Source organism: Serratia sp. T13T92 (assembly GCF_047530105.1).
GTDB classification, from domain to species: domain Bacteria; phylum Pseudomonadota; class Gammaproteobacteria; order Enterobacterales; family Enterobacteriaceae; genus Chania; species Chania fonticola.
In genome coordinates this window covers 205243-220374 of the sequence record NZ_JBLJAK010000007.1, presented here as the reverse complement: position 1 = coordinate 220374, position 15132 = coordinate 205243, and the positions used below count along the sequence as shown (strand labels likewise).

The following is a 15132-nucleotide window of genomic DNA, read 5'->3' as shown; positions in this document are numbered from 1 at the left end:
AAGCTCGCGTAACTAGGGAGTTTGCATGGCGAATATGTTTGCCTTGATCCTGGCGTTAGCCACTTTGGTGACCGGGATCATCTGGTGCTTTGAGCGCTTTAAATGGGCGCCGGCACGCCGGGCGAAAATCGCGGCGGTCAATGCACAGGCGGCTGGAACGATCGACGAAGCGGCCTTGGCGAAAGTGGCCAGGCAGCCGGGTTGGGTTGAAACCGGGGCTTCGGTGTTCCCGGTATTGCTGTTGGTATTTGTGGTGCGTTCGTTTATTTACGAACCGTTCCAGATCCCTTCAGGTTCAATGATGCCGACGCTGTTGATTGGTGATTTCATTCTGGTGGAAAAATTTGCCTACGGCGTAAAGGATCCGATCACCCAGACCACGCTAATTGAAACCGGTCATCCCAAGCGCGGCGATATTGCGGTATTTAAATATCCACGCGACACCAAACTGGATTATATCAAACGCGTGATTGGCGTACCTGGCGATCGCGTGACCTATGATCCGGTGAATAAGCGCGTGACGGTGCAAGAGTCCTGTAATAGTGGCCAGGCGTGTGATACCGCATTGGCGGTCACCTACAGCGATATGCAACCGAGCGATTTTGTGCAGATGTTTACCCGCAGCGGCATGGGCGAAACCAGCAATGGTTTCTTCCAGATCCCACTGACGGATAACGTGCCACAGGGCGGTATTCGCCTTGGCGAACGCAAGGAAACTCTGGGCAACGTGACTCACCGCATTCTGACCGTGCCCGGTGCACAGGATCAGGTCGGTGCTTACTATCAGCAAACAGGCCAGCAGTTGGGCGAGTGGGTAGTGCCAGCCGGCCATTACTTCATGATGGGCGATAACCGCGATAATAGTGCAGACAGCCGTTATTGGGGATTCGTACCTGAGAAGAATCTGGTAGGTAAAGCCACCGCGATCTGGATGAGTTTTGAAAAGCAGGAAGGTGAATGGCCAACGGGCGTCAGATTGAGCCGTATCGGTGGTATTCACTAATAGCGTTTTGCAAACTGCAGCCAATTAGGCTGCAGTTTGACAGGCAATGGGTCTATATAATCGCAGCAATATATTTCCACTCGTTGTAGAATAGCCCCTCGAGCGATAAAAGTTGGCCCCTTTTGGGCGCCACTGCAAACGAAACAGCTTTGGATTGGCTTTTGGCAAAGCAGGCCTGTTCCGTATGCTGCAAGTTTTTGACGCATTCTTGATCTATTGGTAACTCATGAACCCCATCGTAATAAACAGGCTACAGCGGAAGCTGGGCTACACTTTTCAACAGCAGGAGCTCTTACTGCAAGCGTTAACTCACCGTAGCGCCAGCAGTAAACACAATGAACGTCTTGAGTTTCTGGGTGATTCGATCCTTAGTTTTGTCATCGCCAATGCGCTCTACCAGCGTTTTCCTCGCGTAGACGAAGGAGACATGAGCCGCATGCGTGCCACGCTGGTGCGGGGCAATACGTTGGCGGAGATGGCGCGCGAATTCGATCTGGGCGAGTGTTTGCGCCTTGGGCCGGGTGAGCTGAAAAGTGGTGGATTCCGCCGCGAGTCGATCCTGGCGGATACGGTGGAGGCACTGATTGGCGGTGTGTTCCTGGATAGCGATATTCAAAACGTTGAGCGACTGATTTTGGACTGGTATCGTAGCCGGTTGGACGAAATCAGCCCCGGTGATAAGCAGAAAGACCCGAAAACCCGCTTGCAGGAGTTTTTACAAGGTCGTCATCTGCCGTTGCCAACATATCTGGTGGTGCAGGTTCGCGGTGAGGCGCACGATCAGGAGTTTACTATCCACTGTCAGGTGAGTGGTTTGAGCGAGCCCGTCGTGGGCACCGGCTCAAGCCGCCGTAAAGCCGAGCAGGCGGCAGCGGAACAAGCGCTGAAAAAGCTGGAGCTTGAATGAGCGAAGAAAAACAATACTGCGGTTTTATTGCGATCGTAGGTCGTCCCAACGTGGGAAAATCCACGTTGCTGAACCAACTGCTGGGGCAAAAAGTCTCCATCACCTCGCGTAAACCACAGACGACCCGTCACCGTATTATGGGTATCGATACCGATGGCCCTTATCAGGCCATTTACGTCGACACCCCGGGTCTGCATATCGAAGAAAAGCGCGCCATCAACCGTTTGATGAACCGCGCGGCCAGCAGCTCAATCGGCGACGTCGAGCTGGTGATCTTCGTCGTAGAAGGCACGAACTGGACTGCCGATGATGAAATGGTGGTCAACAAGCTGCGCGGACTGAAAAGCCCGGTGCTGCTGGCGATCAACAAGGTCGACAACGTTACCGACAAATCCAAGCTGTTGCCGCACATTGCGTTCCTCAGCCAGCAGATGAACTTCCTCGATGTGGTGCCGATCTCTGCCGAAAAAGGCATGAACGTGGACACTATCGCGGCTATCGCACGCAAAGTGTTACCGGAAGCGGAACACCACTTCCCGGACGATTACATCACTGACCGTTCCCAGCGCTTTATGGCGTCGGAAATCATCCGTGAAAAGCTGATGCGTTTCCTGGGTGAAGAGCTGCCTTACTCGGTGACGGTCGAGATCGAACAGTTTGTACCGAATGCGCGCGGTGGTTACGACGTGCACGGTCTGATCCTGGTTGAGCGTGAAGGCCAGAAGAAGATGGTTATCGGCAACAAAGGTTCGAAGATCAAGACTATCGGGATTGAAGCCCGTCAGGACATGGAACAGATGTTTGAAGCCAAAGTGCATCTGGAACTGTGGGTGAAAGTGAAATCGGGCTGGGCGGACGACGAACGTGCGCTGCGTAGCCTGGGTTATACCGACGATCTGAAGTAATACCTCCTATGGATGGCTGGGAGCGCGCTTTCGTCCTGCATGGGCGACCCTTTAGTGAAACCAGCCTGATGCTGGACCTGTTCACGGAAGGTCATGGGCGGGTGCGCTTGCTGGCAAAAGGCGCACGCAGTCGCCGTTCCAATCTAAAGGGTTGCTTGCAACCCTTTACTCCTCTGTTAGTACGCTGGGGCGGTCGTGGCGAAGTCAAAACGCTGCGCGGTGCCGAAGCTGTCTCCCTTGGTTTACCCCTCAGCGGCATGATGCTTTACAGCGGCCTTTACGTGAATGAACTGTTGTCACGGGTGCTGGAGCAGGAAGGCAACTATTCGGTATTGTTCTTCGATTATCTGCAATGCTTACAGGCCCTGGCGGCGGAAGATAGCTCCCCGGAGCATGCCCTGCGGCAGTTCGAGTTGGCGCTGTTGGGGCACCTGGGTTACGGGCTGGATTTCCTCCATTGTGCTGGCAGCGGCGAGCCGGTGGATGACGGCATGACCTATCGCTATCGCGAAGAAAAAGGCTTTATTGCCAGCCTGGTGGTGGATCATTACAGTTTTACCGGCCGTGAACTCCGCGCCCTGGATGAACGCCAGTTCCCCGATGCAGAAACCCTGCGTGCAGCCAAGCGCTTTACCCGCATGGCGCTGAAACCCTATCTCGGCGGTAAGCCGCTGAAGAGCCGTGAACTGTTTCGCCAGTTCGTGCGCAAACAACCCGATACCCCCGTCGACGAAGCCTAAGCGGTTTCTGCTTTTGCCGTTTTGCTCGCCCGTGTAAACTGCTGCTACTGAAAATGACTTAGTAGAGGGTTGTCATGGCTGATTTACTGCTGGGCGTCAATATCGATCATATTGCCACGTTACGTAACGCGCGCGGCACCAACTACCCGGATCCGGTGCAGGCGGCATTTATTGCCGAGCAGGCGGGGGCCGATGGCATCACCGTTCACCTGCGTGAAGATCGCCGTCATATCACCGACCGCGACGTGCGTATCCTGCGTCAAACCATCCAGACCCGTATGAATCTGGAAATGGCCGTCACCGATGAAATGCTCGATATCGCCATTGAGCTGAAACCTCAGTTTTGTTGTCTGGTGCCGGAAAAACGTCAGGAAGTAACCACCGAAGGCGGGCTGGACGTGGCCGGTCAGCAGGACAAAATGGCCGTGGCGGTTGAACGCCTGGCACAGGCTGGCATTTTGGTTTCGTTGTTTATCGATGCCGATCACCGTCAGATCGACGCGGCGGTGGCCGTAGGCGCACCTTATATCGAGATCCATACCGGTGCCTATGCCGAAGCGCAGGGCGATCTGGCCATTCAAGCCGAGCTAAAGCGCATTGCCAAAGCGGCCACCTACGCGGCCAGCAAAGGCCTGAAGGTGAATGCGGGCCACGGTTTGACCTATCATAACGTGCAGCCGATCGCCGCGCTGCCAGAGATGTATGAGCTGAATATCGGCCATGCCATCATTGGCCAGGCGGTGATGAGTGGTTTACCTGCCGCGGTGGCGGACATGAAACTGCTGATGCGGGAAGCGCGTCGCTAATGGCGGTACTGGGCTTGGGAACCGACATCGTGGAGATGGCGCGTATCGAAGCGGTGGTCGAACGCAGCGGCGATCGCCTGGCTCGCCGGGTGCTAAGCCCGGCCGAATGGGAGGTGTATCAGCAGCATCAGCAGCCGGTACGCTTCCTGGCGAAACGTTTTGCGGTCAAAGAGGCCGCCGCCAAGGCGTTCGGCACCGGCATCCGCAACGGCCTGGCGTTCAATCAGTTCGAAGTGTTCAATGATGGCCTGGGTAAACCCAATATCCGGCTGCATGAACGTGCTGCCGAGCTGGCGCAGGAGATGGGGGTGAAATCGATCCACGTTTCTCTGGCGGATGAACGCCGCTATGCCTGTGCTACGGTGATCATCGAGGGGTAATTGCCCAGAGTGGTTGCCAGGTGCCGGAGTCAATCTAGTCCCCTCATCCCAACCTTCTCCCACAGGGAGAAGGGGCTGGCCGGAGCGCTTGGTTGGCTGTGCACCTTCGGGAAATGGGTGCGAGAAGGAAGAATGGTGGGGTATTACGCAGAAAAATTAGCGAACTCGATCGGTCCCCTCTCCTTTTGGGAGAGGGTTAGGGTGAGGGGCGATTGACTCACAAGCTATCGGCATGGTGCAGCACGACAAACTTATCCCACAGCTGTTCCTGGTTCTCTACGTGCTGCGGATCGGTAATGATGGTGTTATCGATCGGGCACACCTGCTGGCAGGTTGGGGTCTCGTAATGCCCCACGCATTCGGTGCAGCGGTTAGCATCGATCTGATAAATCTCATCCCCCATCGAAATCGCCTGGTTCGGGCATTCCGGCTCGCACATATCGCAGTTGATACATTTGCGTGTGATTAGCAGGGCCATGGCAACTCTCTCATTATTTACAGGGGTATTTCGCGGAGCGCAGATTATACGCCTTACACCCGTTTTTTCACTAATTGTTCGCTGTGGTGGATGCGATCGTGGGTATGATCGAGCTCGTGTTGGAGCAGCGCCATAAACAGCAGGTCGGTCAGGGCGAACTGCGCGGTGCTGGAAGATATCGCCGCGCTGCGGATATTGGGCTCTTGCGCAATGGTATAAAGGCAGTGATCGGCCCGCTGCTGTAGGCCATTAGGCGAGAAGCTGGTCAGTGCCAACACTTTGGCTCCGGCAATACGCGCTTCTTCGGCGGCCAGGTTGATTTCACGCCGTTCGCCGCTAAACGAGATCGCCAGCAGCAGATCCTCCCTGCTCAGCGCCTTTATCGTCGCCAGTTGAACGTACATATCCGCTTCTGCTACCGCCATCACGCCAATCTTTAGCAGCTTGAACGACAGGTCTTTGGCCACCAGCCCGGAAGCCCCGATGCCGACCAAGATCACCCGCCGCGCCGCACGCACCATCTCCAGGGCGGTAAGCAGCCGCTGTTCACTGTTGATATCCAGAGTAGCTCGTAATGCGGCCTGCTTTTCCAGCAGCAATTTCTCACCGACGGTTTTGAGTGGATCGCTGCTGAGGATGTGGTTATGGACCGTCACCACCGGTGCGACCTGCGGTTGAGCCAGCACCTCACCCAATGCCAGTTTCAGCGCCGGAAATCCCTTGTAGCCCAGTTTCTGGGCGAACTTGACCACGCTTGATTGGCTGACACCGGCCAACTGGGCCAGCTTTTGTGAGCTGAGGTGGCGGGCCTGTTCGGCGTTATCCAACAGAAAGTCCGCCAGTTTGCGATCGTTTTGTGCCAGCGTTGGGTAAATCTGACGAATGCGAAGAAGGGTACTCATGGTTTTTTCCTTTGAGCCAGCCAGCATTCTGCCATGCCGGTGGTAAAACGGGCAGCAATCATTTTTGTGAGCAGGTCGCTAAAGCGCTTGCAGCAACACTATGGCTATAGGGTGGTATTGATGGGTTAACGCGCCTTTGGCGTTGACCAATGTCGGTTGTATCTGGTCGGTCTAGTGATTACGATAATAGCCGGTTGTATTTTCACCTGCATAATGGGGTCAACGATCCTGAGGAGTAACGTTTGACTGACAAACCGGTTGCACAGGCCCAGCGCGTGGTATTTTTCGATCTGGATGGCACCTTGCATCAGGAAGACATGTTTGGCAGTTTCCTGCGCTTTTTGCTACGGCATCTGCCGTTGAACCTGGTGCTGGTGGTGCCGCTGTTGCCCATTATCGGATTGGGTTTGTTGATCGGTGGGCGGGCAACTCGCTGGCCCATGAGCCTGCTATTGTGGGCAATGACCTTTGGCCGCTCAGAGGCTAGGCTGAAAGCGCTGGAGGCGAAATTCGTCGACTATTTTCGCCGTAAGGTCACCGCTTTTCCGGTCGTACAGATGCGTTTGCGTCAGTACCTGGATGCCCAGGATGCTCAAGTGTGGTTGATCACCGGCTCGCCGGAACGGCTGGTGGAGCAGGTTTATCGGGATTCTGCGTTCCTGCCACGGGTACGGCTGGTGGGGAGCAGCATTGTGCGTCGCTACGGGGGCTGGGTGTTGCCCATGCGCTGCCTGGGAGTACAAAAGGTGGTGCAACTGGAGCAGCGTCTGGGAGCGCCATTGAAATTGTTCAGTGGCTACAGCGACAGCAAGCAGGATAACCCTTTGCTCTATTTTTGCGAACACCGTTGGCGGGTGGGTAAAGAAGGCGAGTTACAGCAGTTGGATTAAATAAGGCTCCCCCAGTAAAACGAGGGAGCCTGGCAGCGGTTACATGGCTGCTTTAAAGATTGCCATAATCTGTTCGTGGCTTGCCTGGATTGGATTGGTGAATCCACAGGCATCGTTCAGGGCGTTAGTGGCTAACGTAGCAAAGTCTTCTTCTTTGACCTGCAGATCGCGTAAGCCAGCAGGAATTCCCACATCTTTCGCCAGTTGGCGAATGGCGGCGATACAAGCGGCAGCCCCTTGCTCATCGCTAAGGCCTGCAACATTTACGCCCATAGCGGCGGCAATGTCTTTAAGACGCCCTGCGGCAACCTGAGTATTGAACTCTTGCACGTGCGGCAGCAGCACGGCGTTACACACGCCATGTGGCAGGTTGTAGAAGCCACCCAACTGGTGCGCCATAGCGTGCACATAACCCAATGAGGCGTTATTAAATGCCATACCGGCCAGGAACTGGGCATAGGCCATGTTCTCGCGCGCCTGCATGTTTTGCCCGTCGTTGACCGCATCACGTAAAGACTCGGCAATCATGGTGGCGGCTTTCAGCGCGCAGGCATCGGTGATTGGGTTGGCGGCGCTGGAGACGTAAGCTTCGATAGCGTGGGTCAGAGCATCCATACCGGTGGCGGCGGTCAGGCCTTTCGGCATGCCAGCCATCAGGTGAGGATCGTTGACCGACAGGATCGGAGTGACGTGCTTGTCGACAATCGCCATTTTGATGTGGCGCGCTTCGTCGGTGATGATACAAAAACGTGTCATCTCGGAAGCGGTACCCGCAGTGGTGTTGATCGCAACGACCGGCAACTGCGGCTTAGCTGAGCGATCAACCCCTTCATAGTCTTTGATTTCCCCGCCGTTAGCGGCGACCAGGGCAATCCCTTTCGCACAGTCATGCGGCGAACCGCCACCCAGAGAAACGACACAGTCACAGTGATGTTCGCGCAACAGTGCCAGGCCCTGTTTTACGTTTTCCGTGGTCGGGTTGGGATGTGTGCCGTCATAGACGCAGCTTTCAATGTTCTGTGCCGCTAACAGGGCTTGCACCTGAGCTACGACGCCAATGCCGTTCAAAACCTTGTCGGTCACGATCAGTGCGTTATGCAGACCATGCTCTTTCATGGTTTTTGCCGCGTCTTCCAGACAGCCGGAACCAATCATGTTGACGGAAGGGATAAAGAATGTTGAGGCAGCCATAACCTACTCCTTATAAAGGCTTTTTGCGTGAGGTAAACATTATCGCGCTAATGCTTAAGAGAATATGATCTATCACAATTTAGTTAGAAAAAATTTGCTTAATTTTACAGATTGATTTTCCACCAGTTTATAACTTTTATCTGAAATTTTAAGAAATGAACAAAATTTAATCATCATTAAATATGATGTTATTGATTTGTTGGTGGTGTTTTAAGCGATCGACAAACGTGGCGGGTTTAGGGTTTTTCAAGCTTATTTGCATCAACAAGGCCGAGTGGCTGCGGCAAAAGGGACTAGTGTGTATAATGCCCGCCGCGATGCGCACGAGGATTGATGTAGTGAATGAATATAGTGATGAGTATTGGATGCGTCAGGCGTTAAGCCTGGCTCAACGTGCGCTGGAAGAAGGTGAGGTGCCGGTTGGGGCGCTGCTGGTGCAGGACAATCAGGTGATTGGCGAAGGTTGGAACCGGCCGATCGGCCGCCACGATCCCACCGCTCATGCTGAAATCATGGCGCTGCGGCAGGGGGGAGCGGTTTTGCAGAATTACCGCCTGCTGAATGCCACGCTGTATGTCACGCTGGAGCCTTGCGTGATGTGCGCCGGGGCTATGGTGCACAGCCGCATCCGTCGTTTGGTATACGGTGCGGCCGATGAAAAAACCGGAGCAGTGGGTTCACTGGTGGATATTCTGCGCCATCCGGGCATGAATCATCAGGTAGAAATCGTATCGGGCGTGCTGGCAGAAGAGTGCGCCGCCACCCTCAGCAACTTTTTCCGCATGCGCCGCGAGCAGAAAAAAGCGCTGAAACTGGCGCAGCGAGCCGGAAAAGACCCGCAATAACTACTTATCTTGAGAATAACTACAGGGCGAGCGCCAGTTTGGCTTCCACGGCCGGATAGCCCTTGGCCAGTTCGGCCTGTTTCATCGCTTCTACTGCCTTCTTCTCTTTTTCCAACAGATATCCCACCAGGCTGACCTGATAACGGCGGATGTTTTCCACGTAGTTATAGGCTTCGCGGCCACGGGCATAGCCATAGGTGAGTGACGGATAGTAGCGCTTCTGGCTCAGCATCGGCAGGCGCTGTTTCACATCGACCCAACTGTCGGGGTTGCCTTGCTGGCTTTTGGTGAGTTTACGTGCGTCCAGCATATGGCCCCATCCCATGTTATAGGCGGCCAGTGCGAACCAGATCCGTTCATCTTCCGGCACCGTATCGGGCACTTTCTCCATCAGACGCTGCAGATAGAGTGCCCCGCCTTGGATACTCTGTTCCGGATCGAGCCTGTCGGTGACGCCCAGGCCTTCGGCGGTGGCTCTGGTCAGCATCATCAGCCCACGGACACCGGTGGGGGAGGTCGCCTGCGGATTCCAGTGTGATTCCTGGTAGGCGATGGCGGCCAACAGCTTCCAGTCAATTTCGCTGGCATACTTTTCAAACAGCGAGCGGAAAGTGGGCAATACCGAGTCGATGGCCGACAGGAAGGTTTTGGTATCGACGTAGTCAAAACTGCCCACGTGCCCCAGATACTTCTCTTCCAAGCGGGCCAGCGTGCCGTCTTCTACCCTTTGGCTATAAAAATCCAGCAGCGCGGCGTACAGGCTATCGTCATCGCTGCGCTTCAGATACCAGGTCACTGGTTCTTCATCGGTAATGTCAAAAGCGACGGCCAGCTGTGGATGGATGCGCTGCAGCAGGGCAATGGTCACGGAGTCGCCGATGGTGTAATCCAGCTTGCCATCGGCCACCTGTTCCAGCAGCTCTTTCGAGGTCATATCGCTTGACGCTTCCCAACTGAGGTCAGGGTATTTGCTTTGTTTGAGCTGCTTTAGCGTGCTGACGTGCGCCGAACCGGAGGCCACCGCCAGCTTGCCTTTGATATCGGCAAAGGTTTTTGGCCGCGTGGTTCCCAGCCGGTAAACCAATTGCTGGGAAACGGAATAATACGCTGGGCCGGTACTGGAGCGGCTGAGGCGATCCCGGTTGTAGATCAGCCCGGCGGCGAGAATATCGGCATTGTCATCATCAAGATCGTCAAACAGGTCATTGATGTTTTGGTGTGGGATCACCACCAGCTTGACTCCCAGGTAGTTGGCAAAGCTTTTGGCCAGCTCATAGTCAAGGCCACTCGGCCCCTGCGGGGTAGTGAAATAGGTTAACGGTGAGTTTAACGTGCTGACGCGCAGTTCCCCCCGCGCTTTGATCGCCTCGAGTTGGCCTCCCTGTCCACCACGCCAGGCGATATTGGGCCACAGGGCAAGCGCCAGCAGCAGGGCCACAACACCGATTAGAATGTAATTTATTTTTAGGCGTTTCAAATAGTTATCTCAAATAGATGCACACTTTATGTTGACCGTAATCAGGATTTTTTCATGGTTAAATCACCAGTGCCGGGGCATTTTGCGCAACATTACGCCAGCGCGCAACTTTATTGATAGGTTATGAGAATTCGGCAGCGAGAATAGCTTTTATCAATAATAGCTACGCAAACGGTTTCGTCGGCGGCGCGGATTATCTATAATGGCGCGCGTTTTCCCCCTGTTGCGCCCAATGAAGTGCTGAACCCAGTTGCTTCGAAGACGAGAGAACTTTGATTATGGAAATACTGCGTGGTTCGCCCGCTTTGTCGGCTTTTCGTATTACCAAACTACTGTCCCGCTGCCAGGATGCTCAACTGCCGATCGGTGATATCTATGCCGAGTACGTTCACTTTGCCGATGTCAGCGCACCGCTAAGCGCCGAAGAGCAGGCCAAGCTGCAGCGGTTGCTCAAGTACGGCCCTTCTCTCGCTGAACATGCTCCGCAAGGTCGCCTGCTGTTGGTGACGCCGCGCCCGGGCACCATTTCGCCGTGGTCTTCCAAAGCCACCGATATCGCCCATAACTGTTGCCTGACGCAGGTGGTTCGTCTTGAGCGCGGCCTGGCATTTTATGTCACAGCACCGACCTTGACCGATGCCCAGTGGCAACAGCTTGCCACCTTGCTGCACGATCGCATGATGGAAACGGTATTCAGCGAGCTGCAACAGGCGGAAACACTGTTCTCTCATCATCAGCCCGCACCGTATCAGACGGTGGATATCCTGGCGCAAGGTCGCAGCGCGCTGGAACAGGCCAACACCAAGTTAGGGTTGGCACTGGCGCAGGACGAGATCGACTACCTGCTGGCCGCCTTTACCGAGTTGGGGCGCAACCCAACGGATATTGAGCTGTACATGTTCGCACAGGCCAACTCCGAACATTGCCGCCATAAGATTTTCAACGCCGACTGGATCATCGACGGCGAACAGCAACCGAAGTCGCTGTTCAAAATGATCAAAAATACCTTTGAGCAGACGCCGGACTACGTGCTTTCTGCCTATAAAGACAACGCGGCGGTGATGGAAGGCTCCCAGGTGGGGCGCTTCTTTGCCGCGCCGCAAAGCGGCCTGTATGACTATCATCAGGAAGAAGCACACATCCTGATGAAGGTGGAAACCCACAACCACCCAACGGCGATCTCGCCTTGGCCAGGCGCTGCGACCGGTTCTGGCGGTGAGATCCGCGACGAAGGCGCAACCGGCCGTGGCGCGAAGCCGAAAGCTGGCCTGGTAGGGTTCTCGGTTTCCAACCTGCGTATTCCGGGGTTCGAACAGCCTTGGGAACAGGATTTCGGCAAACCGGATCGCATCGTCACCGCGCTGGATATCATGACCGAAGGCCCATTGGGCGGCGCGGCATTCAATAACGAGTTTGGACGCCCGGCGCTGGTCGGTTACTTCCGTACTTATGAAGAGCGCGTCAATAGCCACAACGGCGTTGAGCTGCGTGGCTACCATAAACCGATCATGCTGGCAGGCGGCCTGGGCAACATCCGCGCCGATCATGTGCAAAAAGGTGAGATCACTGTTGGTGCCAAACTGGTGGTGCTGGGTGGCCCGGCGATGAATATCGGTTTGGGCGGTGGAGCGGCTTCGTCGATGGCCTCTGGCCAGTCTGATGCCGATCTGGATTTTGCTTCGGTACAGCGTGATAACCCGGAAATGGAACGCCGTTGCCAAGAGGTGATTGACCGCTGCTGGCAGATGGGCGATAGCAACCCGATCCTGTTTATTCACGATGTGGGTGCTGGTGGCCTGTCGAACGCGATGCCGGAACTGGTTAGCGATGGTGGCCGCGGTGGTCGTTTCGAATTGCGTGACATTCTCAACGACGAACCGGGCATGAGCCCGCTGGAAGTGTGGTGTAACGAATCCCAAGAGCGTTATGTGATGGCGGTAGCGCCTGAGCAGATGGCGACCTTTGAGGAGATCTGCCGCCGTGAGCGCGCGCCTTTCGCGGTGATTGGCGAGGCGACGGAAGAACGCCATCTGACGCTCAACGATCGCCACTTTGACAATCAGCCGATCGACATGCCGTTGGATGTACTGCTGGGCAAAACGCCAAAAATGACCCGCGACGTGAAACGTCAACAGGCGAGCGGAGAAGCGTTGCAGCGTGCTGGCATCACCATTGCCGATGCGGTCAAGCGCGTGCTGCATTTGCCAGCCGTCGCGGAGAAAACCTTCCTGATCACCATTGGTGACCGTACTGTCACCGGCATGGTTGCGCGTGACCAGATGGTCGGCCCATGGCAGATCCCGGTAGCCGACTGTGCGGTAACCACGGCCAGCCTGGACAGCTATTACGGGGAAGCGATGTCGATCGGTGAGCGTGCTCCCGTCGCATTGCTGGATTTTGCCGCCTCTGGCCGCCTGGCGGTAGGGGAAGCGCTGACCAACCTGGCCGCGGTGGAAATCGGTTCGCTCAAGCGGGTGAAACTTTCCGCCAACTGGATGGCCGCAGCGGGCCACCCTGGCGAAGATGCCGGTCTGTATGAAGCGGTAAAGGCGGTGGGTGAAGAACTTTGCCCAGCGCTGGGTATCACCATTCCGGTGGGTAAAGACTCGATGTCGATGAAAACCCGCTGGCAGGAAGGCAATGAACAGCGGGAAATGACGTCACCGCTGTCGCTGGTGATCACCGCATTTGCTCGCGTGGAAGATGTGCGCCACACCGTGACGCCGCAACTGCGTACCGACAAGGGTGATAGCGCGCTGTTACTGATCGACCTGGGTAATGGCCACAATGCCCTGGGGGCAACGGCGTTGGCGCAGGTTTATCGCCAACTGGGCGATAAGCCAGCCGATGTTCGCAACGTGGAGCAATTGGCCGGTTTCTTCAACGCGATGCAGCAGCTGGTGGCGGATCGTGCGCTGTTGGCCTATCACGACCGCTCCGATGGCGGCCTGTTGGTCACCTTGGCCGAGATGGCGTTTGCCGGGCATTGCGGCGTGGAAGTCGATATTCAGGCGCTGGGTTCCGACGCCTTGGCTGCCTTGTTCAACGAAGAGCTGGGTGCAGTGATCCAGGTGCCTGCTGCGCAGTTGGCAGCCGTACAGCAAGTATTTGCCCAACACGGTCTGACGGATAACGTGCATCACCTTGGCCAGGCGCTGAGTGGCGATCGTTTCGTTATCACCAGCGCTGGCAAACCGGTGTACAGCGAAAGCCGCAGCACCCTGCGTACCTGGTGGGCTGAAACCACCTGGCAGATGCAGCGCCTGCGTGATAATCCGGAATGTGCCGATCAGGAGCATCAGGCCAAGCAGGACGAACGCGATCCGGGCCTGAACGTCAAGCTGACCTTCGCAACCGATGACGACATCGCGGCACCTTATATCGCCAAGGGCGCTCGCCCTAAGGTTGCGGTATTGCGTGAGCAAGGGGTTAACTCCCACGTTGAGATGGCGGCGGCGTTCCACCGTGCCGGTTTCGATGCGGTTGATGTTCACATGAGCGATCTGCTGGCTGGCCGCCGCGATTTGCAAGAGTTCCACACGCTGGTTGCCTGCGGCGGCTTCTCTTATGGTGACGTGTTGGGGGCTGGAGAAGGCTGGGCGAAATCGATACTGTTCAACGAGCGCGTACGCGATGAGTTTGCCGATTTCTTCCATCGCCCGCAGACCTTGGCGCTGGGCGTTTGTAACGGTTGCCAGATGATGTCCAACCTGCGTGAACTGATCCCGGGGGCTGAACATTGGCCGCGCTTTGTGCGCAACCTGTCGGATCGTTTCGAAGCGCGCTTCAGCCTGGTGGAAGTGGCCAGTAGCCCGTCGCTGTTTATGCAAGGTATGACAGGCTCGCGCATGCCGATTGCCGTTTCTCATGGTGAAGGCCATGTAGAAGTGCGCGATGCGGCGCATCTGGCGGCATTGGAACATCACGGCCTGGTTGCGTTACGCTTTGTCGACAACCATGGTCAAGTGACCGAAGCTTACCCTGCCAACCCGAACGGTTCACCGAATGGCATTACCGCAGTGACCAGCAGCAATGGCCGCGCCACCGTAATGATGCCGCATCCGGAACGCGTGTTCCGCACTGTCAGCAACTCCTGGCATCCAGAGGAGTGGGGTGAAGACAGCCCTTGGATGCGTATGTTCCGCAACGCCCGCAAGCAACTGGGGTGATTTAACCTGAGGTTTGCGTGAAAGTTTACTGAGGCGCCGCGTTGGCGCCTTTTTTATTTCTTTATTTTTTAAGTGGTTAGCCCGTATGTCGGTTTTTTGAGACAAAGGCCATATTGCCTGTCTCTAAAAAGAGACATTTAACTCATTGATTTTAATCAGGGTTAAAGCGATTGGATTTAGTTGTCGTGTTTTGGCGACGGTATGTCGGATTAATACTCAAGCTCGACTACCCAGGTAGAGCGCTGGAAGTGACCTTAAAATAAATTGTCGTTAATAAACAATGTCATGTGAATGTTTTTATAAAGTTGGCACGGAAGGTGCATTATAACTATCAGTTGCTCATTCAACTTTTTATGATTGGCCCCGTCTAGTACGGAACAGCGCCTCATAAGCCTCCGAATGATGCCTAAGAAATGGTGCCTATCGTCCAACCAAACCG

13 protein-coding genes are annotated in these 15132 nt (G+C 55.5%); 9 read left to right on the top strand and 4 right to left on the bottom strand.

The window, feature by feature from the left end; all coding sequences use genetic code 11:
* The first annotated feature begins 25 nt into the window (after nt 1-25).
* From lepB to acpS, 6 genes are all read left to right on the top strand, one after another.
* Nucleotides 26-1003 (top strand): signal peptidase I, encoded by a 978-nt coding sequence (lepB, locus tag ACMV5I_RS10530; protein ID WP_414824279.1) that lies wholly within the window; start codon nt 26-28, stop codon nt 1001-1003.
* 226 nt (nt 1004-1229) lie between these two features.
* Nucleotides 1230-1910: a ribonuclease III gene (gene rnc / locus ACMV5I_RS10525; RefSeq protein ID WP_021178901.1), complete on the top strand. Its 681-nt coding sequence runs from the start codon at nt 1230-1232 to the stop codon at nt 1908-1910.
* Nucleotides 1907-2815 carry a GTPase Era gene (gene era, locus ACMV5I_RS10520; RefSeq protein WP_202671242.1) on the top strand — a complete coding sequence of 303 codons (909 nt, stop codon included), beginning with the start codon at nt 1907-1909 and terminating at the stop codon, nt 2813-2815. The genes rnc and era overlap by 4 nt, the downstream gene beginning before the upstream one ends.
* An 8-nt stretch (nt 2816-2823) precedes the next feature.
* The gene (gene recO / locus ACMV5I_RS10515) at nt 2824-3555 is read left to right on the top strand and encodes a DNA repair protein RecO (protein WP_021178899.1); all 732 of its coding nucleotides are present in this window, start codon (nt 2824-2826) and stop codon (nt 3553-3555) included.
* Between the two features lie 74 nt (nt 3556-3629).
* A complete protein-coding gene (gene pdxJ, locus ACMV5I_RS10510) occupies nt 3630-4361 on the top strand; it encodes a pyridoxine 5'-phosphate synthase (RefSeq protein WP_065686630.1) in 732 nt (243 codons plus the stop codon).
* On the top strand, nt 4361-4741 hold the full coding sequence (acpS, locus tag ACMV5I_RS10505; RefSeq protein WP_024486233.1) for a holo-ACP synthase: 381 nt from the start codon (nt 4361-4363) through the stop codon (nt 4739-4741). Before pdxJ ends, acpS begins: the two co-directional genes overlap by 1 nt.
* A 217-nt stretch (nt 4742-4958) precedes the next feature.
* Here the strand turns inward: acpS and ACMV5I_RS10500 are convergent, their stop codons facing one another.
* Together ACMV5I_RS10500 and ACMV5I_RS10495 are read right to left on the bottom strand one after the other, a co-directional pair.
* Complete coding sequence (locus ACMV5I_RS10500) at nt 4959-5219, bottom strand: YfhL family 4Fe-4S dicluster ferredoxin (RefSeq protein ID WP_021807691.1); 261 nt, start codon at nt 5217-5219, stop codon at nt 4959-4961.
* Nucleotides 5220-5272: 53 nt separating this feature from the next.
* Nucleotides 5273-6121, bottom strand: a complete 849-nt coding sequence (locus tag ACMV5I_RS10495; RefSeq protein ID WP_121607583.1) for a MurR/RpiR family transcriptional regulator — start codon at nt 6119-6121, stop codon at nt 5273-5275.
* Between the two features lie 242 nt (nt 6122-6363).
* On the opposite strand from ACMV5I_RS10495, the gene yfhb reads away from it, so the two are divergent.
* Nucleotides 6364-7011 (top strand): phosphatidylglycerophosphatase C, encoded by a 648-nt coding sequence (gene yfhb, locus ACMV5I_RS10490; protein WP_021178894.1) that lies wholly within the window; start codon nt 6364-6366, stop codon nt 7009-7011.
* Nucleotides 7012-7050: 39 nt separating this feature from the next.
* Here yfhb and yiaY read toward each other — a convergent pair whose 3' ends face one another.
* A complete protein-coding gene (gene yiaY, locus ACMV5I_RS10485) occupies nt 7051-8202 on the bottom strand; it encodes an L-threonine dehydrogenase (protein ID WP_024484270.1) in 1152 nt (383 codons plus the stop codon).
* A 338-nt stretch (nt 8203-8540) separates the two neighbouring features.
* Between yiaY and tadA the strand changes: the two genes are divergently transcribed.
* Nucleotides 8541-9047, top strand: a complete 507-nt coding sequence (tadA, locus tag ACMV5I_RS10480; protein WP_414824278.1) for a tRNA adenosine(34) deaminase TadA — start codon at nt 8541-8543, stop codon at nt 9045-9047.
* Nucleotides 9048-9066: 19 nt separating this feature from the next.
* Here the strand turns inward: tadA and mltF are convergent, their stop codons facing one another.
* On the bottom strand, nt 9067-10524 hold the full coding sequence (gene mltF, locus ACMV5I_RS10475; RefSeq protein ID WP_024484268.1) for a membrane-bound lytic murein transglycosylase MltF: 1458 nt from the start codon (nt 10522-10524) through the stop codon (nt 9067-9069).
* 275 nt (nt 10525-10799) lie between these two features.
* Here mltF and purL point away from each other — a divergent pair, with 275 nt between their 5' ends.
* Nucleotides 10800-14693, top strand: coding sequence for a phosphoribosylformylglycinamidine synthase (purL, locus tag ACMV5I_RS10470; protein WP_414824288.1), 3894 nt, complete (start codon nt 10800-10802; stop codon nt 14691-14693).
* Nucleotides 14694-15132: the final 439 nt, after the last annotated feature.

Bases quoted from the DNA above. Each gene is read 5' to 3' on its own strand.
- lepB (WP_414824279.1), top strand. From the start codon at position 26: ATGGCGAATATGTTTGCCTTGATCCTGGCGTTAGCCACTTTGGTGACC.
- rnc (WP_021178901.1), top strand. From the start codon at position 1,230: ATGAACCCCATCGTAATAAACAGGCTACAGCGGAAGCTGGGCTACACT.
- era (WP_202671242.1), top strand. From the start codon at position 1,907: ATGAGCGAAGAAAAACAATACTGCGGTTTTATTGCGATCGTAGGTCGT.
- recO (WP_021178899.1), top strand. From the start codon at position 2,824: ATGGATGGCTGGGAGCGCGCTTTCGTCCTGCATGGGCGACCCTTTAGT.
- pdxJ (WP_065686630.1), top strand. From the start codon at position 3,630: ATGGCTGATTTACTGCTGGGCGTCAATATCGATCATATTGCCACGTTA.
- acpS (WP_024486233.1), top strand. From the start codon at position 4,361: ATGGCGGTACTGGGCTTGGGAACCGACATCGTGGAGATGGCGCGTATC.
- ACMV5I_RS10500 (WP_021807691.1), bottom strand. From the start codon at position 5,219: ATGGCCCTGCTAATCACACGCAAATGTATCAACTGCGATATGTGCGAG.
- ACMV5I_RS10495 (WP_121607583.1), bottom strand. From the start codon at position 6,121: ATGAGTACCCTTCTTCGCATTCGTCAGATTTACCCAACGCTGGCACAA.
- yiaY (WP_024484270.1), bottom strand. From the start codon at position 8,202: ATGGCTGCCTCAACATTCTTTATCCCTTCCGTCAACATGATTGGTTCC.